Origin of the sequence: Neobacillus cucumis (assembly GCF_002860255.1) — a bacterium.
In the GTDB taxonomy this organism is placed as follows: Bacteria; Bacillota; Bacilli; order Bacillales; family Cytobacillaceae; genus Neobacillus; species Neobacillus cucumis_A.
Map to the genome: position 1 here is coordinate 28,037 of NZ_PGVE01000050.1, position 25,694 is coordinate 53,730.

Annotated in this window: 28 protein-coding genes; 21 read left to right on the top strand and 7 right to left on the bottom strand. The window is 43.0% G+C overall.

Features of this window, described 5'->3' with window-relative positions; translation table 11 throughout:
• Positions 1-10 precede the first annotated feature (10 nt).
• The 9 genes from CVD27_RS13060 (at position 11) to CVD27_RS13100 (ending at position 7,260) form a co-directional block, all read left to right on the top strand.
• The gene (locus CVD27_RS13060) at positions 11-817 is read left to right on the top strand and encodes a formate dehydrogenase accessory protein FdhE (protein WP_101648350.1); all 807 of its coding nucleotides are present in this window, start codon (positions 11-13) and stop codon (positions 815-817) included.
• A gap of 14 nt (positions 818-831) precedes the next feature.
• Positions 832-1,440, top strand: coding sequence for a molybdenum cofactor guanylyltransferase (gene mobA, locus CVD27_RS13065; RefSeq protein WP_101648351.1), 609 nt, complete (start codon positions 832-834; stop codon positions 1,438-1,440).
• 27 nt (positions 1,441-1,467) lie between these two features.
• Positions 1,468-2,700, top strand: coding sequence for a molybdopterin molybdotransferase MoeA (locus tag CVD27_RS13070; RefSeq protein ID WP_101648352.1), 1,233 nt, complete (start codon positions 1,468-1,470; stop codon positions 2,698-2,700).
• Between the two features lie 14 nt (positions 2,701-2,714).
• Positions 2,715-4,661, top strand: coding sequence for a molybdopterin biosynthesis protein (locus tag CVD27_RS13075; RefSeq protein ID WP_101648353.1), 1,947 nt, complete (start codon positions 2,715-2,717; stop codon positions 4,659-4,661).
• Positions 4,648-5,115 (top strand): molybdenum cofactor biosynthesis protein MoaE, encoded by a 468-nt coding sequence (locus CVD27_RS13080; RefSeq protein ID WP_180960269.1) that lies wholly within the window; start codon positions 4,648-4,650, stop codon positions 5,113-5,115. The genes CVD27_RS13075 and CVD27_RS13080 overlap by 14 nt, the downstream gene beginning before the upstream one ends.
• Positions 5,108-5,341, top strand: a complete 234-nt coding sequence (moaD, locus tag CVD27_RS13085; RefSeq protein ID WP_101648355.1) for a molybdopterin converting factor subunit 1 — start codon at positions 5,108-5,110, stop codon at positions 5,339-5,341. Before CVD27_RS13080 ends, moaD begins: the two co-directional genes overlap by 8 nt.
• A gap of 4 nt (positions 5,342-5,345) precedes the next feature.
• Entirely contained in the window at positions 5,346-6,365 is a 1,020-nt protein-coding gene (locus tag CVD27_RS13090) for a thiazole biosynthesis adenylyltransferase ThiF (RefSeq protein WP_101648356.1), read from the top strand.
• A 199-nt stretch (positions 6,366-6,564) separates the two neighbouring features.
• A complete protein-coding gene (locus tag CVD27_RS13095) occupies positions 6,565-6,870 on the top strand; it encodes a YwdI family protein (RefSeq protein ID WP_101648357.1) in 306 nt (101 codons plus the stop codon).
• An 18-nt stretch (positions 6,871-6,888) separates the two neighbouring features.
• Positions 6,889-7,260, top strand: a complete 372-nt coding sequence (locus tag CVD27_RS13100; RefSeq protein WP_101648358.1) for a DUF423 domain-containing protein — start codon at positions 6,889-6,891, stop codon at positions 7,258-7,260.
• Positions 7,261-7,303: 43 nt separating this feature from the next.
• Here CVD27_RS13100 and gerQ read toward each other — a convergent pair whose 3' ends face one another.
• A complete protein-coding gene (gerQ, locus tag CVD27_RS13105; protein WP_180960270.1) occupies positions 7,304-7,774 on the bottom strand; it encodes a spore coat protein GerQ in 471 nt (156 codons plus the stop codon).
• A 266-nt stretch (positions 7,775-8,040) separates the two neighbouring features.
• Positions 8,041-8,784 carry a hydrogen peroxide-dependent heme synthase gene (gene hemQ, locus CVD27_RS13110; RefSeq protein WP_101648359.1) on the bottom strand — a complete coding sequence of 248 codons (744 nt, stop codon included), beginning with the start codon at positions 8,782-8,784 and terminating at the stop codon, positions 8,041-8,043.
• Between the two features lie 259 nt (positions 8,785-9,043).
• Here hemQ and pta point away from each other — a divergent pair, with 259 nt between their 5' ends.
• Positions 9,044-10,018, top strand: a complete 975-nt coding sequence (pta, locus tag CVD27_RS13115; RefSeq protein ID WP_101648360.1) for a phosphate acetyltransferase — start codon at positions 9,044-9,046, stop codon at positions 10,016-10,018.
• A 134-nt stretch (positions 10,019-10,152) separates the two neighbouring features.
• Positions 10,153-10,998: a lipoate--protein ligase family protein gene (locus tag CVD27_RS13120; protein WP_101648361.1), complete on the top strand. Its 846-nt coding sequence runs from the start codon at positions 10,153-10,155 to the stop codon at positions 10,996-10,998.
• 204 nt (positions 10,999-11,202) lie between these two features.
• Here CVD27_RS13120 and CVD27_RS13125 read toward each other — a convergent pair whose 3' ends face one another.
• Complete coding sequence (locus tag CVD27_RS13125) at positions 11,203-11,967, bottom strand: RsfA family transcriptional regulator (RefSeq protein WP_101648362.1); 765 nt, start codon at positions 11,965-11,967, stop codon at positions 11,203-11,205.
• A 323-nt stretch (positions 11,968-12,290) separates the two neighbouring features.
• On the opposite strand from CVD27_RS13125, the gene CVD27_RS13130 reads away from it, so the two are divergent.
• The 3 genes from CVD27_RS13130 to CVD27_RS13140 all read left to right on the top strand — a co-directional run bounded on the left by CVD27_RS13130 (position 12,291) and on the right by CVD27_RS13140 (position 14,747).
• Complete coding sequence (locus CVD27_RS13130; RefSeq protein WP_101648363.1) at positions 12,291-12,512, top strand: DUF1450 domain-containing protein; 222 nt, start codon at positions 12,291-12,293, stop codon at positions 12,510-12,512.
• Positions 12,513-12,823: 311 nt separating this feature from the next.
• Entirely contained in the window at positions 12,824-14,119 is a 1,296-nt protein-coding gene (locus CVD27_RS13135) for an HD domain-containing protein (protein WP_101648364.1), read from the top strand.
• Between the two features lie 124 nt (positions 14,120-14,243).
• Positions 14,244-14,747, top strand: coding sequence for a YwgA family protein (locus CVD27_RS13140; RefSeq protein WP_101648391.1), 504 nt, complete (start codon positions 14,244-14,246; stop codon positions 14,745-14,747).
• Between the two features lie 126 nt (positions 14,748-14,873).
• Here the strand turns inward: CVD27_RS13140 and CVD27_RS28735 are convergent, their stop codons facing one another.
• Positions 14,874-15,059, bottom strand: coding sequence for a 2-hydroxymuconate tautomerase (locus CVD27_RS28735; protein ID WP_101648365.1), 186 nt, complete (start codon positions 15,057-15,059; stop codon positions 14,874-14,876).
• Positions 15,060-15,255: 196 nt separating this feature from the next.
• On the opposite strand from CVD27_RS28735, the gene CVD27_RS13150 reads away from it, so the two are divergent.
• Both CVD27_RS13150 and CVD27_RS13155 read left to right on the top strand, forming a co-directional pair.
• Complete coding sequence (locus tag CVD27_RS13150; protein ID WP_101648366.1) at positions 15,256-15,909, top strand: site-2 protease family protein; 654 nt, start codon at positions 15,256-15,258, stop codon at positions 15,907-15,909.
• Between the two features lie 15 nt (positions 15,910-15,924).
• Complete coding sequence (locus CVD27_RS13155; RefSeq protein ID WP_101648367.1) at positions 15,925-16,437, top strand: YwhD family protein; 513 nt, start codon at positions 15,925-15,927, stop codon at positions 16,435-16,437.
• 126 nt (positions 16,438-16,563) lie between these two features.
• Here CVD27_RS13155 and CVD27_RS13160 read toward each other — a convergent pair whose 3' ends face one another.
• Positions 16,564-18,630 (bottom strand): transglycosylase domain-containing protein, encoded by a 2,067-nt coding sequence (locus tag CVD27_RS13160; RefSeq protein ID WP_101648368.1) that lies wholly within the window; start codon positions 18,628-18,630, stop codon positions 16,564-16,566.
• Positions 18,631-18,958: 328 nt separating this feature from the next.
• Here CVD27_RS13160 and speE point away from each other — a divergent pair, with 328 nt between their 5' ends.
• From speE to CVD27_RS13185, 5 genes are all read left to right on the top strand, one after another.
• Complete coding sequence (gene speE / locus CVD27_RS13165) at positions 18,959-19,786, top strand: spermidine synthase (RefSeq protein ID WP_101648369.1); 828 nt, start codon at positions 18,959-18,961, stop codon at positions 19,784-19,786.
• 66 nt (positions 19,787-19,852) lie between these two features.
• Complete coding sequence (gene speB / locus CVD27_RS13170) at positions 19,853-20,725, top strand: agmatinase (RefSeq protein ID WP_101648370.1); 873 nt, start codon at positions 19,853-19,855, stop codon at positions 20,723-20,725.
• Positions 20,726-21,019: 294 nt separating this feature from the next.
• The gene (locus tag CVD27_RS13175) at positions 21,020-21,415 is read left to right on the top strand and encodes a DUF1934 domain-containing protein (RefSeq protein ID WP_101648392.1); all 396 of its coding nucleotides are present in this window, start codon (positions 21,020-21,022) and stop codon (positions 21,413-21,415) included.
• Positions 21,412-23,082, top strand: a complete 1,671-nt coding sequence (gene argS / locus CVD27_RS13180) for an arginine--tRNA ligase (protein ID WP_101648371.1) — start codon at positions 21,412-21,414, stop codon at positions 23,080-23,082. The genes CVD27_RS13175 and argS overlap by 4 nt, the downstream gene beginning before the upstream one ends.
• 149 nt (positions 23,083-23,231) lie before the next feature.
• Positions 23,232-23,411, top strand: a complete 180-nt coding sequence (locus tag CVD27_RS13185) for an H-type small acid-soluble spore protein (protein ID WP_101648372.1) — start codon at positions 23,232-23,234, stop codon at positions 23,409-23,411.
• A gap of 31 nt (positions 23,412-23,442) precedes the next feature.
• Here the strand turns inward: CVD27_RS13185 and uvsE are convergent, their stop codons facing one another.
• Both uvsE and cls read right to left on the bottom strand, forming a co-directional pair.
• Positions 23,443-24,399, bottom strand: a complete 957-nt coding sequence (uvsE, locus tag CVD27_RS13190) for a UV DNA damage repair endonuclease UvsE (protein ID WP_101648393.1) — start codon at positions 24,397-24,399, stop codon at positions 23,443-23,445.
• A gap of 16 nt (positions 24,400-24,415) precedes the next feature.
• Positions 24,416-25,618 carry a cardiolipin synthase gene (gene cls, locus CVD27_RS13195; protein WP_101648373.1) on the bottom strand — a complete coding sequence of 401 codons (1,203 nt, stop codon included), beginning with the start codon at positions 25,616-25,618 and terminating at the stop codon, positions 24,416-24,418.
• Positions 25,619-25,694 lie beyond the last annotated feature (76 nt).

Consider the following 25,694-nt stretch of genomic DNA (forward strand, 5'->3'; position numbering starts at 1 on the left):
GTGTGCCAAGATGATTAAATCCGTTGTTTCAAATGAATATCAGGAACTGCAAAAGAAAATTGCCGAGCTTCAGGAACAGTGGAAGCTTAAGCTTGATCCAGAAATCATTAGACAGAATCTTGATAAGGCAGCGGTGGAAGCAGGCGTTCCTGCAGCGGCATTAACGGCTATTGATTTTGAAATTTCACTATTCTTACAGTGGATAGATGAACTAGTTGCTCTTCTAGTAAAAAACAATCCTGAGTTAGAGTCAAAACTTTCAGGCATCAGCACCTTATTAAATGAGGAAACGGCAATCCTCTGGATTGAAGAGGCTTTCGCCTTCAATCAGATTTACTTTGCCGCTTATGCGGCGGAACACGGAATGGAAGAATGGATTCCGCAATTTCTTGCTGAAACGGCCCTTCGTCCATACCTGCGGCTAATAGCAGAAAAGGTCCAGCATGAAATAAACCATGCCGTACACGGGGCGGGCTGTCCAGTTTGTGGTGAACCGGTAAGATTAGCTGCCATTGTAGAGGATGGGAAAAAGGTAATCCATTGTCCGCGCTGCTTTGCCAATTGGCCAGCACGACGATTAGAGTGCGCGCACTGCGGTAATGAAAATCACGAAACCATTTATTTTTTAGAAATTGAAGGCGATGTAACCTCCAAAATTCAAGTTTGCGAGGAATGTAACGGCTATATTAAAATAATTGATAGCAGACAATATATTACAAAACCACCGGTCGCATTCCTGGACCTTAACTCCATTCATCTCGATATTGTCGCCCAGGAAAACGGATATAGTTCCATCGGGAAGAAAAAGACCAATTAAGAAGGGGCTTTTTTATGAAAGCTGCAGCCATCATTCTAGCAGGCGGAAAATCCAGCCGAATGGGTACCAATAAAGCCCTGCTGAGAATCAATGAAAAAACAAATATTGAAAGAATAGCAGAAAAGCTAAAACTTCTTTTTGATGATATAATTCTTGTAACAAATGATTCTGAACAATATGAATTTTTAGGCGTACGGATGGTTCCTGACCAATATCCTGGCATGGGACCGCTTGCTGGAGTGCATGCAGGCCTTATGGCATCAGAATACGATGCTAATTTCATTGTTGCCTGTGATATGCCATTCGTGTCTGGAAAACTGGCTGAGGCCATGGTTTCCAATGCCTTGCACTACGATGCAGTGATCCCCGTCATAAATGGGAAAATGCATCCGTTATTTGCTGTGTTTAAAAAGCAAGCAGCATCCCCTGTGGAACAGTCTATTCAAGGTGGACAGCTGCGGATGAAGGATGTGCTTGACCATTTAAACGTACTGTACCTAACAGAAAAAGAGCTAGCAACCTATAGTAAAATGGATTTGGAAAAAGTCTTTTTTAATATGAATCATCCAGAGGAATATGCGGAGGCCAAAAAATGGGCTGAGTCTGATTTTCAAAACTTGTAGGACTATTCAAGGGGGAGTAAGGGGACCATGCAATTTTTCAAAGTGAAAACAGTTGAAGAAACATTTGCCTTAATAGATGAAAAGATACCGGCAATCAAGCAAACCGAGGTTAGGGAGCTGAGTGAAGCACTTCATTACATTTTAGCAAGCCCGGTGGCAGCCAAGGAAAATGTACCGAGTTTCGACCGCTCAACTGTAGATGGATACGCCGTCCGTGCGAAAGATACGTATGGTTCCTCTGAATCCATGCCAGGCTTTTTAACCATTGCGGGTGAAGTAAAAATGGGCGAGGTCCCAACCGCAGAAGTAACCCAAGGAAAAGTGGTTTACGTACCGACAGGCGGCATGCTTCCTAAGGGCAGTGACAGCGTTATTATGATTGAACATTGCGAGGATGTAGATACTCTCCTCAATACTTATAAGCAAATCGCACCGGGTGAGAATGTCATTCGTGCAGGAGAAGACATTACCGAAGGTGAAATTCTGCTGGAAAGCGGCACGAAGCTTAGGCCCCAGGAATTAGGCGCTCTAGCCTCTTTAGGAGTCACACATGTGACAGTCTTTAAAAAATTGACGGTCGGCTACCTGTCATCAGGCGATGAAATTGTCCCCTATCAAACGGAAACACTAAGAGAAGGGCATATCCGGGATATTAATTATCTAACCATTGCCGGGCTGGCAAACGAGTGGAATGTTGATGTCCTATACGGCGGGATTGTCCGCGATGATTTTATGGAGTTTCAAAGCAGGGCAAAGGCCCTTTATGATCAAGTGGATTGTTTAATTCTTTCGGGCGGAAGTTCAGTTGGGGCAAAGGACTATACAACCGATGTCATTCAATCGTTAGGAGAACCAGGGGTATTCGTCCATGGAATTAGCATCAAGCCGGGGAAACCTACGATACTAGCATTAGCAGACGGAAAACCAGTCATTGGTCTCCCGGGACACCCTGCAAGTGCAATGATTATTTTTAAACTATTTGGTGAACGGATCCTCCGCCATCTAAAAGGAGAAAAGTGCGAGCGTAAACCAGAGCGGATTTTTGCAAAAATAACGAAGAATATTCCATCCTCCATGGGCCGGGCGGATTTTATCCGCGTCCGATTGTTTGAAAAGGAAGGCGAATGGTGGGCTGAGCCGATTATTGGAAAATCCGGTTTGATTACCACATTGGTAAAAAGCGATGGGATCGTCGAGATTCATTCAGAAAAAGAAGGCGTTTCACAGGGGGAATCGGTCCCTGTCATTCCATCAAGGTAGGGGGTCTAAAGTCAATGGAACAGAAGCAATATAAACGAAAAATATATTTAGAAGATAAACCCCGGGCAGAAGCAAGAGATGAAATTCTTGCCGCCTTTTTGCAGACCGCTGAAATTGAAACGATTCCAGTGGTGGATGCTTTAGGCCGTGTGACTGCAGAGCCAATCTTTGCGCATGTATCTATGCCGCACTACCACGCCTCCGCAATGGACGGGATTGCCGTTGTCGCGGAAAGTACCTACCAGGCGCACGAGCAAAATCCGCTCTATCTTAAGATAGGTGAACAATGTTGCTTTGTCGATACAGGGAACGCAATTCCTTCCCCCTTCAATGCGGTAATTATGATTGAGTATGTCCATATCGTTGATGATGAAACGATTGAAATTATTGAACCGGCAACACCATGGCAGCATATTCGTCCGATTGGCGAGGATATTGTCCAGGAAGAGATGCTTTTTTCGCAAGGCCATACCTTAAGACCTGCAGATTTAGGTGTGCTGTTGGCCGCACAGGAGCTAATGGTACCGGTTGTAAAGAAACCGGTCGTAGCCATTATCCCAACAGGAAACGAGTTAGTCGAAGCGCACGCTGATTTATCACCAGGTAAAATTATTGAATTCAATGGTACAGTGTTTTCCGGATTTGTTAGGGATTGGGGCGGCGAACCGCGCCTTCACAGCATCGTTAAGGACGAGCCGGAGAAAATAAAGGAAGTACTCCTTAAGGCAGCGGAAACCTCTGATATTATTGTGATTAATGCCGGATCTTCAGCGGGACGAAAGGATTTTACCGTCCATATTATTGATGAAATCGGGGAAGTGTTTACCCATGGGGTCGCCGCACGGCCGGGCAAACCCGTTATTTTAGGAAAAATAAACGACAAAATCGTCGTTGGTGTTCCAGGTTATCCCGTATCTGCCTATTTGGCGCTCGAATGGTTTGTGCAGCCATTAATCTGCAAGTATTTGGGGATTCCTGTTCCAAAGAGGCAAACGGTACCCGTCAAGCTTGGCCGTCGGATTGTCTCAGCAATGGGAGCGGAGGATTTTATCCGAATGAACATCGGCTTTGTGAATGGACAATTTGTGGCCAACCCGCTTACCCGCGCCGCAGGTGTGACCATGTCCTATGTCAGGGCTGACGGCCTGCTGATCGTCCCGCCAAACATCAGCGGCTATGAGCAGGGCGATACAGCTGAAGTCGAACTATTTAAGCCGCTTGAGGAAATCAAAAATGCCATCGTGTTTAGCGGAAGCCATGATCTAACCATCGATCTGTTATCATCCCACCTGAAGCGGGCTCGGACCGAGAGGAAAATCGTCTCCTCCCATGTCGGCAGCATGGCCGGCATCATGGCCATACGAAAAGGCGAGGCCCATGTAGCGGGCATTCATTTGCTAGACCCAAGTACAAAACAGTACAATAGATCTTACGTTAACAAACTATTAGCAGGTCAAGATGTGGTTCTTTATCCCTTTTTAAAAAGGAAGCAGGGTTGGATCCTGCCACAAGGCAATCCCCTGGGAATAGAAAACGTAACAGATTTAGTCCGCACCGACGCAAACTTTGTTAACCGCCAAAAAGGAGCCGGCACCCGCATATTGTTTGATTTGCTTCTGGATGAGGCGGGCCTTACAGCGGATGAAATTAACGGATATGACCGTGAAATGTTCTCCCATTTAGCGGTGGCGGCAGAGGTGAAAAGTGATGAACACGGTGCCGGGCTGGGAATCTATCCAGCTGCAAAGGCAATGGGGTTAGATTTTATTCCGGTTGCCGATGAAGAATACGATTTAGTCATGAAACGCGAGTTTTACGAAAGTGACAGCGGCCGGCAGGTAATCGAAATTATCCAGTCTCCTGCTTTCAAAGAAGAGGTGGAGAAAATCGGCGGTTACCAAGTTGTGGAACATGCCGTGCCAAAGCGTGTGACAGAAGAGGTGGAAAATGAAGATGTATGAAATATCCAAGGATCCGATTGATATTCAAGCGGTGATTGATAAAGTGGTTCAGCGAGACGCCGGTGCGATTACTACCTTTATTGGGACGGTCCGGGAATTAACCAAGGGCAAGAAAACCCTATTTTTAATTTATGAAGCCTATGAAGCCATGGCGGTTAAAAAGCTTGAACAGATTGGCCGTGAAATCGAAGAACGCTGGGAGGGTTCTAAGGCGGCCATCACCCATCGTGTCGGCCGGTTGGATATTACCGATGTAGCCGTTGTGATTGCGGTATCAACGCCGCACCGCGCGGATGCTTATGAAGCCAACCGTTATGCGATTGAACGGATTAAAGAAATCGTCCCAATCTGGAAGAAAGAGCATTGGGAAGATGGCGAAGAATGGATGGGAAATCAGCTTGAGACAGTCGCTTATCCGACTGGTAAACCTGAGGCAGGTGATTTAGATGAATAAGGTCTTGTTTTTTGCCCATTTGCGAGATGTGGTTGGTGCAGAGTTTTTATCTTTAGATGCAGCAGGTAAAACAGTTGCTCAATTGAAATCAGAGCTCTGCGAGAAATATGATCTGCCGCGCATGGAAACCGTGATGACCGCCATCAATGAAGAGTTTTCCTCTAATGATGAAGTTATTCATGAGGGCGATGAGGTAGCGTTCATTCCACCAGTAAGTGGAGGGTGAATAGATGAATGAACGTTACTCAAGGCAAGTTCTTTTTCCCGGAATTGGCAAGGAAGGACAAGAAAAAATAAGGGGAAAGCATGTCCTAATCATTGGGGCAGGGGCATTAGGCTCTGGAAGTGCGGAGGTGCTGACTCGTGCCGGGGTTGGCAGAATCACGATTGTCGATAGGGACTACGTGGAGGAGAGCAACTTGCAGCGCCAGCAGCTGTATACGGAAGAGGATGTCTTAGGTAAGCTTCCCAAAGCGGCAGCAGCAGAAAAACGATTGCGTGCAATTAATTCAGATGTAGAGATACGAGCAATCATCGGTGACGCTACCCCAGAACTGCTGGAAGAATTAGCCGCTGGTATCGATTTGATGATGGATGCGACCGACAACTTTGAAACCCGAATGGTTATGAATGATGTCTCGCAAAAGTACAAGATTCCCTGGATTTATGGTGCCTGTGTCGGCAGCTATGGCATGAGTTTTTCGATTATTCCCGGTAAAACACCTTGTTTGAATTGTTTGCTTAGGACCATCCCGCTGCAGGGAATGACCTGTGATACGGGCGGAATTATCTCACCAGCCGTTCAAATGGTAATCGCCCACCAGACGGCTGAGGCATTAAAAATGCTGGTTGAGGATTGGGAGTCAGTCCGGACCACCTTTGTCAGCTTTGATCTTTGGCGGAATCAATACACGAGCTTAAAAATGTCGAAAGCAAAATTTGCTGGCTGTTTGTCCTGCGGTGAAGAGCGGACCTATCCTTATTTAGATCATGAAAATAGGACGAAGACGACCGTTCTTTGCGGCCGGGATACTGTTCAAATTCGCCCTTCTAATCAAGGGGAGGTTTCACTTGAAAAGTTAGCAGGCCAGCTTGGTTCGTTAGGGTACCAAGTGAAGGGAAACCCTTATTTGCTATCGGTTGAAATGGGTCCCGAACGGATGGTTATTTTTCAAGATGGACGTGCGTTAATCCACGGAACAAAGGATTTAACGCATGCAAAGTCAATTTATCAGCGGATACTAGGTTAACAGAGAACCCGTACCAGGAATGGTGCGGGCTTTGTTTTTGTTGTTTGACTTTGAGAATTGTCCAGCTCCAGCGCCTTGCGCTTTTCTTCCGACATGTTTCACGTGAAACATGTCGAATAAGTGGATATGGTCTATTTTTTCGTAAATTTGTCGATAATCAGGTAGAATATAAACAAGATTAAATTTTGAGGTGTAATCAGTGAATATTTCTGTTGATAAGTTACTTGCGAAAATAGAAAATGAATTGAAATTAGCAAAAACTAGTACGAGAGAAGAAAACTTGCGGGAAAAGGTTTACTCTATTAAAATATTATGCGAACTCATCTTGGACGAAAAACAGGTGAGTGCGAAGCCTGCCGCACCGACACAACCAGCAGTCTCACCGCAGGTTTATCAACAGCCTTTAATAAATCAACAAGTATTTCAGCAGGGATCTTCCTTACAACAGCCTAAAAAGCTTGAAATGGACGATGAAGCAAATGGAGATTCACTATTTGATTTTTAAGATGGGGGAATTTTTACGATGAAAGCATTTATTATTGTGGGTGCAATCAATGCCTTTTTGGCAGTGGCGCTCGGAGCGTTTGGGGCTCATGGTTTAAAGGATAGACTGGATGCCCATTATCTGGACATTTGGAAAACGGGTGTTACCTATCAAATGTTTCATGCCACTGGAATTCTTATTGTCGCATTGCTTCTCGGCAAAGTACCAATGAGCTCTCTTTTTACATGGTCCGGATGGCTAATGCTCGTGGGAATTATTTTCTTTAGCGGCAGCTTGTATCTTCTCAGCTTAACGAAGGTTGGAGTTTTAGGAGCAATTACACCGATTGGCGGAGTTTGCTTTTTAGCTGCTTGGGTGTTAATGATTGTTGGAGCGGTTAAGAACTTATAATAGGAAAAACAGGCATTGGGGAAATTCCCAATGCCTGTTTTATTTATCTCGGAGGGTAACTTCCTAAAGTAGGACCGGCCCCGTATGGATATTCATATTCAATTTCTTCAGAGAATGTAATATAGTCAACAGCGACCATTGGAATGAGATATCGTGTGCCGACCTGCGGATCACTTAAAATCACGTGGTCACGACCGGCAGCTTCGATGATTCCTTTAAATTCTTTGGCATTCCATTGGTTATTTCCTTCAAAGGTAGCAAATACAGTAACCAATTTTCCTTTGTTTAAGCGAAGAATATTTTCGATGTATGACTGCTCAATCGGCAGCATGCCAGGAGCTCCAGCAGCGCCCTGAGGCGGCGGTGTGGCTGGCATACCCCCTCCAGCCGGCGGAAATTGCGGAAAGCCCTGAGTTGGCATAAAGCCTTGCCCGCCAGCCATTGGCTGTGCTCCTTGCTGGCGCGATGCATCCGTATAAGGCTGAAATCCTTGAGGATTGTAATATTGACTCATCTTTTTCCCTCCCATAAAAACTCATTCATAAGTAAAGTAATAGACGAATGACTTAACGATTCTATTCATACTCCATTGAACCAAAAATGGTGACAGTTTTTACGGCTCTTTTCTCACCTCTTTTTGATGAGACTTTCGGAGCTTAATCTTTAGACTCGCTGTTTAATTAGTATGAGGAAAAAGTATGAAATATGACTGAAAGAAAAGTGCTCTAAAACAGAAAAAAGTTCTCAAGGAACAAGTCCCGAGAACTTTTTAAAAAAGAATTATACATGGAGGAATTGAGGAACGCGTTCTTCTTCAAGCAAATTGCCGACGAAGAAGGCACCGAACTCGCCGTAGCGTGCGCTGACCTCATCAAAACGCATTTCATAAATGAGTTTTTTAAACTGAAGGACCTCATCAGCGAAAAGTGTAACACCCCATTCGTAGTCGTCGAAGCCAACGGAACCGGTGATGATTTGTTTAACTTTCCCAGCATATGTACGGCCGATCATGCCATGGCTGCGCATAAGGCCGCGGCGCTCATCCATCGGCAGCATGTACCAGTTATCATTGCCTTGACGGCGCTTGTCCATTGGATAGAAGCAGACATGCTTGGCTTTTGGCAATGTTGGGTAAAGTCGTGCAAGGATTTGTGGATTCTGATAGGGATCTTCACCAGCTGGCAGGTAGTTGCTGAGTTCAACTACGGAAACATAGGAATGAGCAGGAATGGTGAATTCCGCTAATTTAGTTTTATTGAATTGGGTTTCGATTTCGTTTAGTTCCTCCATGGTTGGACGAAGGATCATCATCATAAAATCGGCTTTTTGACCAACAATTGTATATAAAGCATGGCTGCCTTCTTTGCGTGCCTGTGTCGCGTTCCATTTTTCAACAAGACTTAAAAACTCGTGAATCGCGGCCTCGCGCTCATCACTTGAAAGCATTTTCCAAGTTGTCCAATCAACGGTACGGAAATCATGAAGGCAATACCAGCCATCAAGCGTTTGTGCTGCTTCACTCATTATAATCACTCCTAAATAATCATTCTTCTTATTACCAATGTTAACTATATCATAGTTTGACCAAGCAGCGCCTTTATAAAACTCTATATTGGTGACTAGTGGATATTTTTATGAAAAGGGTAAATAGTAAAAGAGGAGTGGAATTTTTAGAAAACTAAAACATTTTGGTGTAATCGCTGCCAGTGACTTACATTGCTTGAAATTTTACTTTGGTAAAGTATCCTAGAAGAAGAAGCTTTTTTAAGGGAGGATAAATGTAGTGAGTGATTTATTTGAAGGGTTAAAACAAAAAATTTCTGGACGCAATTTACGAATTGTTTTTCCAGAGGGATTAGATGAACGCATTATTCGCGCAACCAGCCGTTTAGCTGAGGAAAATTTAATGACACCTATCTTGGTAGGAAATATTGAACAGGTTCAGGCAAAAGCACAGGAACTTGGCGTTTCTGTTGAAAATGCAGAAATTTATGATCCAACAAGCTATGCAGGGATGGAAGAATTGGTTGCAGCATTTGTTGACCGCCGTAAAGGGAAAGTAACCGAAGAGGATGCCCGCAAAATCTTATTGGATGAAAACTATTTCGGTACGATGCTTGTGTATTTAAATAAAGCGCACGGTCTTGTCAGCGGAGCAGCACATTCAACGGCTGATACGGTTCGCCCGGCATTGCAAATTATTAAAACAAAAGCAGGCGTGAAGAAAACTTCTGGTGTGTTCATCATGGTACGTGAAGATGAAAAATATGTATTTGCTGATTGTGCGATCAATATTGCACCGGATAGCAATGATTTAGCAGAAATCGCGATTGAGAGTGCGAAAACAGCAGAAATGTTTGATATCGAGCCTCGGATTGCGATGTTAAGCTTTTCTACAAAGGGTTCAGCGAAATCACCTGAAACGGAGCGCGTGGCAGAGGCTGTAGCTGAAGCTAAACGCCGCGATGCATCACTTGTTTTAGATGGAGAATTCCAATTTGATGCAGCGTTTGTTCCTTCTGTTGCAAAAAGTAAGGCACCTGGCTCTGTCCTTCAAGGGGATGCAAATGTGTTTATTTTCCCTAGCCTTGAAGCTGGAAATATCGGCTATAAGATTGCTCAGCGTTTAGGCGGTTTTGAAGCTGTAGGGCCGATTTTACAAGGCTTAAATGCTCCTGTTAACGACTTGTCCCGCGGCTGTAATGAGGAAGATGTATACAAGCTTGCTCTTATCACGGCAGCACAAGGGTTAAAATAATGAACGAATGAGCTGGTCTTAGCTAAGGCTGGCTCTTTTTTCTGGGTGTGAAAAGGAGTGAACCCTGCCGGGCTGTTTAATTTCGCTTCTTTTTGATAAAATTAATCCTATTAAACCATTAAGGAGTTACAAAAATGGAAGGTTTATTACGGCAGCACGAGTGGCGGATCATTGACCAGTCGGCGGTTGGAGTTCATTTTCAAGCATTACAATCTTTTGGTACGGATGATACCTTATGTGCCTCTGTTGGTGCAGGCAAGGCGCCGGCGACTGCAAGGACCTGGGTTCATCATAATACGATTGTGTTAGGGATACAGGATACAAGATTGCCATTTTTACAGGAGGGCATTCAATTTTTGACTTCAGAGGGCTATCAGCCGATTGTCCGGAATTCCGGCGGATTAGCGGTTGTGCTGGATGAGGGTGTTCTTAATATCTCGTTAATTTTCCCAGAAGTCGAAAAAGGGATTGATATCAATCGCGGTTATGATGCTATGTGGCAGCTGGTTCAGCAGATGTTTGCTGATTTTCCTCAGCCAATTGAAGCGCGGGAAATTGTCGGCTCTTATTGCCCGGGAAGTTATGATTTGAGTATCGACGGGAAAAAGTTTGCCGGGATTTCGCAGCGTCGTTTGAAACGAGGGGTGGCCGTGCAGATTTATCTGTGTGTAAATGGCAGCGGCCAAAGGCGGGCTGAGGTAGTACGGGAATTTTATCAGCTGGCTAAAAAAGAGGAACAAACGAAATTTGTCTATCCGGAGGTGGTTCCTGAGGTTATGGCCTCGCTGTCGGAATTACTCGGTGTTGAATTGACGATTGCTGATGTGATGCTGCGTCTCTTAAAACAGTTAAAAGCAAATAGTGAATACTTATATGCTGGACAGTTGAATGAGTTCGAGCATGACTTGTTTCCTGGGTACTATCAGCGGGTGATGGAACGGAATGAGAAAATTGCTGAGATGGCGGATCAGATAAGTTAATCTGAGCTGTGGATTTATCTCCCTGTTGATTGGAGCCTCCTCGGCGCTCCCCGCGGAAAGCGAGTGCCAGGAGCGGAAATCAACACCCGATTTTATACTCCCAAATAAAAAAGCCGTAGATCTATTCAATAGATTTACGGCTTCCTATATTAAGTTGCTGCAACGCTTTGACTCTTCTCCCTTTAGTTCCCCAAAGAAAAATATTTATTCTGCTACTTTTTCAAGGTTTCCGTTACGATCCATTTTGAATTTTGTAGCGGGTCTTTCCTCTTCTTCAAATAATACAAGTTTTCTGGCACGGTTCATGATTTTCATCAAGGTCTCGTAGTCTTCTTGAATGGTCTCGGTATTTTGCTCCAGCCCTTCGATTTTTGCAGTCATTTCCTCATTTTGCTTTCTTAACTCGGTAATTTCTCTTTTCAATCTTTCATTCTCACTTTTTAGTGCTTCATTTTGCAGATTGGCATGATGAAAGTTTTGTAAATAAGAGATAACCGCATCAAGTGACATTGCACCACCCGCAGGTACTGCTTGACGGTAGGTTTGTGTTTGTGTTGTTTGTGAGACTGCTGGCTTAACAAAGGTTTCTTCGGCCATTTCTATCTGCATTTCTGGCATCTCAACAGCGGTTTCCATAGGCATTTCCACATGAATTGGGGCTAATATTTCTAATTCATCTGTAGCCGGGACTGGAGGATTGTAAAGCAGCTTTTTCTTGCCGCCTTGGTCTTTTCCTAATACTCGCTGTCTTTGTTTTCGCTGCTTTTTGGCTAGTTGGAGTGCTTTTTCATAGGTGTGGCGGACGACGGCATTCCATCTGAAGCCACAAGCTGCTGAAGTACGGTTAAGCTTGTCTCCTACTTCCTCGAAAGCATTTAGCTGAGTACTGCCTTCTCTTACATGACGAAGAACGGTTTCAGCTAATAGTAAGTCATTTTCATCTGTCCATGCATCTTGACGAACTTTCATATTTTTCAACTCCCTGGATAGTTTTACCAATTTGTCAGTTCCATTGACTGACGTTTTTTTAAAGTTCTAGTCTTAGGATTGACAACTTTTTCAAGGTTTATACCAAAATGATTGCAAGGATAGTAGAGTTTTTAACTAAAAGATTAAGTAGGATTGACAAGAGTTGCTAATGACCTGAGGCTTGCATTGGAAAAAAAGAACCTGTAAAATACCTATGGTGTAAAACTGTTTAAAAGATAATTGTGTTTTCAAATTACTAATTGTGTTTATTGGATAAAATAGTGATACAGATAATAGATTGACGATAGAAAGGGGTGGATGGAATGTCGAATGAATTTCGTGTTTGTGATGATTGTCAGGCCGTGAATTTAAAGACATTGATCCCTCGTTTGAAAGAAGTGGATCCGGATGCCGAAATCAAAATTGGATGCCAATCTTATTGCGGTCCCGGCCGAAAAAAAACCTTTGCCTTTGTTAACAACCGCCCCGTAGCTGCATTAACGGAAGAGGAATTAATGGAGAAGGTAAATAAAAAGATTAAGTAAATCCCTGTGTGGAAATAGATAGTAATTCATAGAAGATCACCTGCGTCCAATTAGACCAAAGGTGGTTTTTCTTTTTGTTTGGTACGTTTGGTTCCATTGGGTGCCTGTCACCAATAATCATATGCTAATAGTAGAATTGGTGCCTGTCACTATTAGTAATGCGTAGATGTTGTAAATGGTGGATGACGTCTGTTGATGTCGAAAAATCGTGCGGAATTTTGCTGTTTTTTGGTATATAATAGGAGTAATGATTAGATTGGCCAAAATTTGGCAATAGGAAAGTAGCATTTGTTTTAGGAAGAGGGTATTCCATGCAATATTCGGCTGAAAAGTTAACGGAAGAAAAAGTGTTTAAAGATCCCGTACATCGTTATGTTCATGTCCAGGACAGGGTAATTTGGGATCTCATTGGAACAAAAGAATTTCAGCGTCTGCGCCGGATTAAGCAGCTCGGAACCACTTTTTTAACCTTTCATGGTGCAGAACACAGCAGATTTAACCATTCGCTCGGAGTATATGAAATTGTCCGCCGCATTATCGATGATGTTTTTAGAGGGAGACCGGAATGGAACGATGATGAACGCCTTCTAACTCTATGTGCGGCACTTCTCCACGACCTTGGGCACGGCCCGTTTTCCCACTCGTTTGAAAAAGTATTTGATTTTGACCACGAAGACCTAACCCGTGCGATTATTTTAGGGAACACTGAAGTCAACAAGGTTCTCCTGAAAGTAAGCCCTGATTTTCCCACGCAAGTTGCTGAGGTCATAGCCAAAACATCAGCGAAAAAGCTTGTTGTCAGCATGATTTCTAGTCAGATAGATGCAGACCGGATGGATTATTTGCAGCGGGATGCCTATTTTACGGGGGTCAGCTACGGCCAATTTGATATGGAACGAATTTTAAGGGTCATGCGGCCTAAGGAAGAGCAGGTCGTGATCAAAAAGAGCGGCATGCATGCGGTCGAGGACTATATTATGAGCCGTTATCAGATGTATTGGCAGGTATACTTTCATCCTGTCTCCCGCAGTGCCGAAGTGGTTTTAAGGAAAATCCTCCACCGCGCCAAGTATTTGTATGAGAATAACTACTCTTTTAAACTTGAGCCTATCCACTTCATGTCTCTTTTCCAGGAGAAGGTAACATTAGAAGACTATTTAAAATTGGATGAGTCTGTTTGTTTTTATTATTTTCAGATTTGGCAAGAAGAAAAGGATGCGATATTAAGCGACCTTTGCAGGCGCTTCGTCAATCGCAACTTATTTAAATATGCTGAGTTTGACCCTGCGAAAGAATACAAGAAGCTTGCTGAATTAACGGTTCTATTTGAAAAAGCAGGAATCGACCCTGAATATTATTTGATTGTTGATTCCTCTTCGGATTTACCTTATGATTTCTACCGCCCAGGTGAGGAAGAAGAACGGCTGCCGATTCATTTATTGATGAAAAACGGAGAATTACGAGAGTTATCCCGGGAATCAGAAATCGTCGATGCGATTTCAGGAAAGAGGAGAACGGACCACAAACTCTATTACCCGGCTGACTTCATCGAAGACAACTCCAGCCAAAGCGAACTAAAAAAGCAAATTCGTGCCCTTTTAGAATAGTAACATGCTGAAAACATTAGAAATGGTGCCTGTCACCATTATAGATCTTAACATAGTGAACATATGAGAAATGGTGTATGACACCAATAGAGATCTGTTTAGATGGAGTAGGAGATGACGAATGTTGTTAAAAGATCATGCTAAGCTGATGCAGGCGATTATGGTTTCTGGTCAGATTACCGGAAGGAAAAAGCTGCAGAAGATGATATATATTGCGAAGAAGGTAGATTTCCCTTTTCAAGAGCGGTTTCAGTTTCATTTTTACGGCCCTTATTCTGAGGAATTAACAACAAGGGTAGAAGAACTTTGTAATATGGGGTTCTTAAATGAAGTAAAAGAAAAGAAGGGCGGATATTACCAATATCGCTATACACTGACAGAGTCGGGGAAGGAATTTCTAAGCTTAAATAAAGTAGAGATGCCAAGTTTAGAGGATTGTTTTATGGATATGAACGAACAAAATGCTAGATTCCTCGAGCTAGTTTCAACGGTTTTGTATTTTGATAATCTCTCAAAAGAAGAAGTTACCGACAAGGTATTCACCTTAAAAAGCAGCCAGCGTTATACCCATGCTGAAATCGAGGAAGCCTATCAATACATTGAAACCCTCAAAACCAAAATTCAATAATATAGATCAAAAAACCGCCGGGCAGATGAAAACCAACTCGGGCGGTTTTTTCTTTAGTGACAGGCACCCTTTCTACTATTTATGAGTGATAAACGGTGCCTGTCACCATTAATGTCACCGTTTATTTTATTTATCGCTTGCGCGGACGCCGGCTACTGCGTAGTTGTTTTTGCTCATTTCTTCAATGAAGACGGTGATTTTCTCTTTTGGGGCACCGGTGGTTTCGCTGACAGCATCAGTTACTTTTTCAACTAATGCACGCTTTTGGTCATCGCTGCGTCCTTCTAGCATCTTGACTGTTACATATGGCATAATTTTTCTCCTCCTTTTAAGCGAACTACTTGTAGTGTTCCACAAACCCAAGAAAAGTGCAATATTGTGTGCACTTTTGATTTTCTTTTTACAAGCAGTATCAGTTATACTAAAACTAATACAGAACGAAAGAACCATATATAAACATGGTTTAGCTCATTTTCCCATCGGTCTCTAATAAGGAAGGAGAAATCAAATGGAAGGATTCCATCTGGCCTACCCACTGCGGTTAATTCCCTATGTGGCGATTACCCTTATCTTTGCCTTTACATTTCATGAATTTGCCCATGCCTATGTTGCTCATAAATTTGGCGACAATACTGCCAAAAAACAAGGACGTCTGACTCTCAACCCGTTGCAGCATCTAGACCCAATCGGAACCATCCTTATTTTTCTTGCGGGATTTGGCTGGGCTCGTCCTGTACCGGTTAATCGTTTTTACTTTAAAAAACCGCGTCTAGCCGGCATCCTTGTTTCCGTAGCCGGCCCGCTGTCTAATTTGATTTTGGCCTCGCTTGGTTTTATTGTCGGTTATGGTCTCATGCGTTTCGGCGTAGAATCTTCTGTCCATTTTGATGAATTCCTAATGATTTTTATTAATTTAAATATTGTTTTATTCATCTTCAATCTGATCCCGCTGCCGCCGCTTGATGGCTACAGAATTATTGAGGATCTCGCTCCTCATCATGTTCGCGCAAAAATGACACAATATGAACAATACGGAATGCTGATCTTTTTAATTCTCGTGATCACCCCGCTTGACCGTTTTACGATCCAGCCTATTTTTAGCATTGTCGTCCCGGGGGTAAGGGAAGGATTAAGCAATTTCTTTTACACACTGTTTTTCTAGGAGGTTATTGTTTTAATGGAAGAAAATAAGAATAAAATGGGCTTTAATATTATAAAAAAAACCGACCCTATGGCGGGACATAAAGGATTTGGAAAAGGGGCATTGAGCCTTGATAATGTGTCACCTGTTTTTATTGATATTGAAGCAGGCGAGGCGCAGATTGATATCGGTGCGATGCATGCCCGAAGTGCCGTGGAAAAAGGGATTAAATTTTTGCCCAAACAAGAAGAAGTGCCAAACGGCAAGCCTTATTGGCTGATTTGGGTGACTATTGACCGAAATGAAGAAGGTCCTTATTATGCCGGTGTGACTGCTTGTTATATGACAGTGGACCGTGAAATCCGCCGCGGCTATAAATCCTTGCCTGAGCATGTGAACCGTATGGATAAATCACTCAAACGCCATATTATAGTGGATGTAATGGATGATCCTTCGAAAAAGGTATTAGCCAATTTCTTACGTGCCCACAATGAGGTATTATGGGAGAACTCTTCAGAGGAACTGAAAAAAGGACTCCTGGCCGAATAATTTTTTTAGAAAAATTTGCAAGTTATTTAGTTGTAGTTTTTTCTAAAAATAAGGTAATATATAGTCAGTGTGAAAAACACTGGTAAAACTAGGACAAGAAAAGCTCCGGAGCAATCCGGAGCTTTTCTATTCCCATGGCATGATTTTCTTATACCAAGGTACCTTTTTCTCTTCTGCTTTCTTTTTATCTTTATGGTGGATATTCTTTAAGTGGTCGGTGCAATATTCAGTCGGCTCGGTGCCTTTAACATAGTACGTAAAACGGCGGACAGGGCAATCCCTAGTAGCCAGTTTTCCATTTTGCGGATTCACATATAATCCGATGACACCATCTTTTGGAGGCTTAAACGCCCTAACCGGTTTCCCCTTCAAGGCTTCCTCCATAAAGTTGGCCCAAACTTTCTTCGCGTACGTTTTTTCAGCAGTCATTTCAATTGGCTTCCCGACATCATAGCCTGCCCAGACGGCTGTAACCAGCTGCGGAGAGTAACCGATCATCCAGCTGTCCGTTTCCGTTGATCCGGATTTCCCAGCGTATGGTCTGGTAATGTCCTTAAGGACGGTACTTCCTGTTACCTTGGCATAGCCGTTTAACTTCGAATCAAATATTCCCGTTAACATTTGCGTCATCACGTAGGCTCTTGCTGCATTTAAAACTCGTTCATGATGGTCTTCTTTTTCATAAATGACATTTCCATTATAGTCTTCCACTCTTGTAATTAACTCCGGATGCACCTGCTTTCCGCCATTAGCAAACATGCTGTAGGCATTGGCCATATCAATTACACGAACACCAGAGGTTCCTAAAGCAAGTGAAGGTACTTCTGACATTTTAGTGGACAATCCGAATTTCTTAGCCGATTCAATTAAAGTATCTTCCCCTAAAAATAAATGGGTTTTGACTGCAAAAATATTGTCAGACACAGCAAGTGCCTGGGCGAGTGTGATTTCCCCATTTGCATATTTATTATTGAAGTTATGCGGTGTGTAATCTGCCTGTCCGTCATCAAAATGGAAGGTCGTATATTCGCTTCGCATCGTCGAAGACGGGGTAAAGCCATGTTCTAAGGCCGCATAATACAACAGGGGCTTGATGGTTGAGCCAGGTTGCCGGATGGCTTGGACGGCACGGTTAAATGGACTTTTCTCATAATCTCTGCCGCCAACCATTGCTTTCACATCGCCCGTTTTTGGGTCCATGGCCACAAGTCCGATTTGAATCTCGGAAGAGCTGGCTACATATTTATTAATTTGCTTTTCGGCCGCTTGTTGTTGTTTTATATTAAGGGTTGTATAGACCTTTAATCCGCCTAAAGCGATGGTTCGATCATCTAAATGAAGCTGGTTCTTAAGTGCATTTCGGACCGCATCCTGAAAATAAGGAGCTACTTTTGCTTTTTTTGCAGTGTGAATCCCTGCTAATTTAAGTGGCGCAATCGCGGCGGCCTGTGCTTCCTTCTTCGTAATATAGCCGTTTTCCACCATGGTTTGTAAAATAATTGCCTGACGGGTTTTAGCCTTTTCCATATTTGCGAACGGTGAATAGATTCCCGGTCCCTTTGGTATTCCTGCAAGCATACTTGCTTCGGCAAGGGTTAAGTGGGAGGCTTTTTTTCCAAAATAATATTTGCTGGCAGCTTCCACACCGTAGGCACCGTTGCCATAATAAATGGTATTTAAATAGCCTTCAAGAATTTGCTTTTTTGAATAATTCATCTCTAGGCGAATGGTATAGAAGGCCTCATTCAGTTTACGCTTCCATGTTTTATCGTGTTCAAGAAATAGATTCCGTGCATATTGCTGAGTGATGGTGCTCGCACCCTGTACTTTCGCAAAAGCCTGAATATCTGCAACAACGGCTCCGGCAATCCGCTTAAAGTCAAAGCCATGGTGATGGTAAAAGTTCTTATCTTCGACCGAAATGGTGGCGTTGACCAAATCCGGTGAAATCTCCTCCATTCTGACCCAGTAGCGTTTTTGACCGCTGTTGCTTTCACCGATTAAGGTTCCATTATCGGCAAAAAATAAGGTTGATTGCGGGACAGCCAGCGGCGGTGCTCCTAATATTTTTGCATAGCCAAGGATACCGGCAAAAAGGATGAGCAAACAAATCATGCCTATCAAACTGAGGATAATAAACGCCCTTAGGTATTTAATTGTCTTTCGAAACCCTTGATCAGTCATGATTTCCATCATATTCACCCCACATTAAAAGCGGAAGCGCTTTGGTCAGCCCCGACAAGCGCTGGAGGTCCTGGCGATGAAGTCGTTCTTTGACTTCATTGACAGGACCGAAGCGACCTCGAGGGGCTAAGCGCTGCAGCTAGATATCGAAAAAATCGAGTTTTTTTAAAATTAGATAGTAATAGTATTGAAAAAATAGAGTCATTTTAAACATTCATGAAAAAATTCTTTAAATTTTACTAGACTTTTTCTTATGTTTGTAATTCAATAGTTTGGGTAGCATATTAGAAAAGCGGAAGCGGCCGCTGGATTTTATGCATATGGAAGGAAGTTGGTTATGTCAATTTGGTTTACAGAAAAGCAAACTGAAAACTTTGGGATTACCATGAAAGTCAACAAAACCTTACATACAGAGCAAACCGAATTTCAGAAGCTTGATATGATTGAAACCGAAGAGTGGGGCAACATGCTGCTGCTAGATGACATGGTCATGACATCAGTTCGTGATGAATTTGTTTATCATGAAATGGTGGCACATGTGCCATTATTCACCCACCCAAACCCTGAGAACGTTTTAGTTGTCGGCGGCGGGGACGGCGGTGTGATCCGTGAGGTGTTGAAGCACCCAAGCGTGAAGAAAGCTACCTTAGTTGATATTGATGGAAAAGTAATCGAGTACTCAAAAAAATTTCTTCCTGAGATTGCTGGTAAGCTCGATGATCCAAGGGTGGATGTCCGTGTGGATGACGGCTTTATGCATATTGCCAAAAGTGACAATGAGTATGACGTCATTATGGTGGATTCTACGGAACCGGTAGGTCCAGCGGTGAATTTGTTTACAAAAGGCTTTTACGCTGGAATCTCTAAAGCGTTAAAGGAAGACGGAATTTTTGTGGCACAATCGGATAATCCGTGGTTTAAAGCAGACCTAATCCGAAATGTCCAACGTGATGTCAGAGAGATTTTTCCGATTACTCGTTTGTATGTAGCCAATATTCCAACATACCCAAGCGGTTTATGGGCATTTACGATTGGTTCAAAGAAATATGATCCATTAGAAGTAGGCGAAGACCGATTCCATGAGATTGAAACAAAATATTATACAAAAGAACTGCATAAGGCAGCATTTGTTTTGCCTAAGTTTGTAGGGGATTTATTGAAGTAAATAAACCAAATAAACGGTCACAAAAAGTTCTTGTGACCGGGAATACATAAAAGAGAGGGATTTGAAATGCGTTTTGATGAGGCTTATTCGGGCAATGTGTTTATTAAGAGCCACCCGAATTTTGAAGATAGTCAGGTTGTATTATATGGAATGCCAATGGATTGGACGGTGAGCTATCGACCAGGTTCACGTTTTGGCCCAGCCCGTATTCGTGAGGTATCCATTGGTCTTGAGGAGTATAGTTTTTACCTTGACCGCGAGCTTGAAGAGGTAAAATACTATGATGCCGGTGACATTCCCCTTCCATTTGGAAATGCCCAGCGCAGCCTTGATATGATCGAAGAGTTTGTAGACCAAATCCTTGCAGCAGGCAAGTTCCCGCTTGGTATGGGTGGCGAACATTTAGTTTCGTGGCCGGTCATGAAGGCTATGTATAAAAAGTATCCAGATTTAGCTATTATCCATTTTGATGCGCACACAGACCTGCGTGAGGAATATGAGGGCGAGCCGTTATCACACTCAACGCCTATCCGTAAGATTGCTGAACATATTGGTCCAAAGAACGTGTATTCCTTTGGAATTCGCTCTGGTATGAAGGAAGAGTTACAATGGGCAAAGGAAAATGGCATGCATATTTCTAAATTTGAAGTACTTGAGCCATTAAAGGAAATTCTGCCAACACTGGCTGGCCGTCCGGTTTATGTAACCATCGATATTGATGTTTTAGATCCAGCACATGCGCCAGGAACAGGAACAGTGGATTGCGGCGGAATCACTTCAAAAGAATTACTTGCCTCCATCCATGCGATTGCACGCTCTGAAGTCAACGTAGTGGGCGGAGACCTAGTGGAAGTTGCACCAATCTATGACCCATCAGAACAAACAGCCAACACAGCCAGCAAATTACTCCGCGAAATGATCCTAGGCTGGGTAAAATAATGGCGCCGTCACCATTTGTTGTATAATCACAATGATTTAATCGTTTAAGGTGCCTGTCACCATTTACTATTTAATCACGATGTTTTGATAGTTAATGGTGCCTGACACCAAATTTGGTGCCTGTCCCGATGTGGGGCGGGCATCTTTTGATTTGTTGGTTGTCTAAGTTTATAATAGATAAAGTATGTGTTAATGGACTTAGGTCTATGATGATAATAAGAGGAACTTAAAGGGAATGATATATTCCTTTTAATAAGGAAGTGTGATTTGAGTTTGTCTACTACTGAAATTTCAATGAAGATAAATGTAAAAACAACCATCCATCAGCAAGAGGGTTCAGAGACAATTGAGCTGAAGGTGTGTGGCCGTTATTTTGAAAAGGACGGGGCAGCCTTTCTTAAATATGAGGAAGTGCTGGAGGAAGGCACTGTTCGCACGATTGTAAAGGTCGCGTCAGATGAGGCACTGATTTTAAGAGGCGGAGCAGTAAAAATGCGCCTGCCGTTCAAGTTACATAAGAAATTAAGAGGCAGCTATGAGATGCCGTTTGGGGTATTTGAAACAATGACGATGACAAGAAGACTGGAACATACTGACGGTCTGATTGATATTCTATATGACTTTACGATGCAGGGTTCCCCTGCAGGAACCTACCATTTGGAGATAACCTTTCAGGAGGATGAAAAATGAACATAGTAGAACAGGTACAAACAAAACTAAAGGAAGAGATCCGTGCGGCGGTACTCAAGGCCGGTCTGGCAGCGGAAGAACAGATTCCTGATGTAATCCTTGAAATCCCGAAGGAAAAGGCCCATGGTGATTATTCCACTAACATGGCGATGCAGCTTGCAAGGGTGGCAAAAAAGGCGCCTAGAATGATTGCGGAGGCATTAGTGGCTAATTTTGATCACTCAAAGGCTTCCATTGAAAAGATTGAACTAGCAGGACCAGGATTTATTAATTTTTATATGAATAATGCTTATCTAACAGACTTAATTCCAACCGTTCTACAAGCTGGAGATAAATACGGTGAAACCACTGTCGGCAACCGAGAAAAAGTCCAAGTAGAGTTTGTTTCGGCAAATCCAACCGGGGACCTTCACCTTGGACATGCCCGCGGTGCGGCCGTAGGGGACTCACTCTCCAATATTCTTGCAAAAGCTGGCTACGATGTTTCACGTGAGTACTATATTAACGATGCCGGAAACCAGATTAATAATTTAGCATTGTCGGTAGAGGCTCGTTATTTCCAAGCATTAGGCATGGATAAGGAAATGCCGGAAGATGGTTATCATGGAGCAGACATCATCGGCATCGGTAAGGCTTTAGCAGAAGAGTTTGGCGATAAGTACGTAAATGTCGCGGATGAGGAACGTTTCGAATTTTTCCGTGAATACGGTTTGAAATATGAGATGGCCAAGCTGAAGCAGGACCTTGAAGATTTCCGCGTTGGCTTTGATGTATGGTACTCAGAAACCTCCCTTTATAAAAATGGAAAAATCGATGAGGCGCTCGCGGCGCTTCGTAAAACAGGCTATATCTACGAGCAGGACGGCGCAACATGGCTGCGTTCAACTGATTTCGGTGATGATAAGGACCGCGTGCTCATCAAACAAGATGGCTCTTATACCTATCTAACGCCTGATATTGCTTACCATAAGGACAAGCTTGAGCGCGGTTTTGAAAAATTAATCAATATTTGGGGTGCGGACCACCACGGATATATTCCACGGATGAAGGCGGCTATCCAAGCTTTAGGTTACGACCGTGAGGCCCTCGAGGTGGAAATTATTCAGTTAGTTCACCTTTATAAAAACGGTGAAAAAATGAAGATGAGTAAGCGGACCGGAAAGGCTGTAACCATGCGTGACTTGGTCGATGAGGTTGGCCTCGATGCGACGCGTTATTTCTTTGCAATGCGCAGCTCGGATACTCATATGGATTTTGACTTGGATTTGGCTGTATCAGAATCAAATGAAAATCCAGTCTATTATGCTCAATATGCCCATGCCCGGATTTCAAGTATCCTCCGTACCGGCGGGGAGCAGGGAATTAATGTAGATACAGATGCTGATTTTTCACTGATCGGTTCTGAAAAGGAAATTGACTTATTGAAGAAAATTGGTGAATTTCCATCTGCTGTCGGTGAGGCCGCAATAAAGCGTGTACCACACCGTATTACGAACTATATCTTAGAATTGGCATCAGCGTTCCACAGCTTTTATAATGCGGACAAGGTGCTTGACAGCGAAAATCCTGAACGCACAAAGGCACGCCTTGCCTTAGTAAAATCAGTGCAAATTACCCTAAAAAATGCACTTGCCCTAATCGGAGTTTCCGCTCCTGAAAAAATGTAAACCAAAGCCTCTCGTATTGGAAACGAGAGGCTTTTTTATTTTGGTTATGTGCGAAATCAACATACAAGTAAAATTTCCAAAACATGAATATCTTCCAAAAAAATGCAGATATTAATGATAGATAATATAAGTAGGAGTGAAACTAGCAAATGAATGTAGGAAGAGCAAAAGAAATACTAGAATCAGCAGATATGATTAATGTCACCTATGACGGAAACCCTGTGATTATTCAACATGTAGACGAAGCCACCAAAATGGCCAGGATTTATTCCCGCCAAGAGCCTGACAACGAAAGAGATGTGCCGGTTTTAAACCTAATTGAGGAATAGAAAAGAGTCTCCATCATATTCGGAGACTCTTTTACTTTACTTCAATACTGGCCCCGCTGACCCGCTTAAATCCACGCAGTTTGCTTAAATCCTCTACTAATTTTAAGGCAGCCTGATCTTTTGCCTTGGCCTCAATCATAAAATCAACATCCTGCCCGCTTTCGCGCAATAAATGGACAAACGGCATAATAAATTCACTATCAACAAAATCAGCATGCGAGCGGAATTCTTTCTCATTTTTTGGAGAAGAAATATGGACTTTAGGAATCACTGCAACATTTGACCATGTCGCGAAAATCCGCGGCAAAAGCACCTCCAGTGGAGCCTCACTTAGGTTGGCCATATGGTGATGATAATCAAACACGAGAGGAATTCCCTCCTTTTCACACACCGTCAGGGTTTCCTCCGCTGTGTAGGTTTTATCATCATTTTCTAACGTCATTACCTTTTTAATGTCTGCAGGCAAAGTGGTCAGGTTCTCATAAAACCTTGTCAATGCAGCTGTTTTATCGCCATAAGCCCCGCCAACATGGATATTAATCAGGCCCCTATCAGTGATGCCCATCGCTTCAAACATCTGATAATGGTAGGTCATATCAATCACGGCATTTTCAGTTATAGTCATTTTCGGTGAAGTAAACAGGGTAAACTGATTCGGATGAAAGCTGACCCGCAGCTGATTCCGTTTGACTAGCTCCCCAATTTCACGCCATTCCTTCAAAAAAGGAGTGGTAAAATCCCAGCGGACCTCCGGATGAGTGGCCAGCGGAACAATGGAGCTTGAGAACCGGTACAATTCGATTTCGTGCGCAAGATTGTAGTAAAGCATCCGTAATGTATGGTTGAGATTTAATCTTGTCACCTCAAGCAGCTTTTCTTTGCGCTCACTCGCACTGAGCTGCTTATATCGGGTAAAGGTAAGTGCCTTAGCAGGGGAGGCATCCCATAAGCTAATCGCATGTGAAACATACCCGAACCTTATCTTTATCATCCAACGCTCCCCCTTATAAAAAATGGCAGACAGCTCCTGCGACCGTTTCCTTCACAGACCGCCAAAGGTTTGGTTTAGTTAAATCCTCTAAGGACATTGGCTTTGAATCAAGGATGTCCTTTTTGATTACCCGTCTTACGCGTTCAATAAAGGCAGGATCATAAATATAGCAATTAATTTCTTTATTTAAAAATAAACTGCGCCGATCGAAATTAGCCGAACCGATATCACAAATTCTATCATCAATCAGGATTGTTTTTGCATGATAAAACCCATTTTTATATTGATAAACCTGTGCGCCTTCTTTAAGAAGCTTTCGTAAATAACGATATGAGGCTTCTTGGACAAGGATATGATCAGCGGTGTAGGGGACAATGAGCGTAATGGTGACGCCGCGCCGCCGTGCTTCAAGTAATTCATTAAAAATGGGTATGCTTGGAATAAAATAGGGGGTTCCAATGATAATGGATTGTTCAGCTTTTTTAATTAATTGAATAAAAAATATCTCCAGCATCCCTGCCTCTGTTGGATTAAATTGATGCCGAATCTTGCCTTTCATCAGTTTAGGAAAAAACTCGGGCTGGTTAAAAACCTTTTCGTCTGCATATTCGTTCCAATCAATTAAAAACTCACTCTGCAAAAAATTGATACTTTCACCCGTGATTTTTAACTGGTAATCCCGCCACGGGCTAAGCTTCGGGTCCTCATCTATGTACTCCTTGCCAATATTAAATCCCCCCATAAAGCCGACCTTCCCATCAATGATGGATATTTTCCGATGATTGCGGACTTGGGCTGAATAAAAAAGGAAAGGGAGCTTCACCCGATTACTAAAGGCAATATGAATACCAGCGTTCCTTAAATCCTTAACCTCTTTTTTCTTGATCTCTAAGCTGCCGAGGCGGTCAATGAGTAATCGGACCTCGACACCCTCACGTGCCTTTTCTTTTAAAATGGTGAAAAATTCCTGTCCAAGGCTGTCATTCTTCACGATGTAGTACAGGACATGAATATGTTTTTGGGCCTTCTGTATCTCAGTAAAATAACTGCGGAAAAATTCCTTTCCCTGCGTAAACAGCTCAAACTCTCCATGGAGGATGCCGGTCTCTACCTTGTTTGCTGCTAAAAGATGCTTCCTTCGACCTAATCTAAAATCTAAGACAAGCCATATAATGATAAGAACAATGAATCCGCTCAAAAAGAGTACAAATTTCATTAACAATCTTTCCCCCAATCGGTTTCATTAGTGTCTCCCAGAGCGGTTATTTCTATTAGTTGGGCAAATTTTAAAA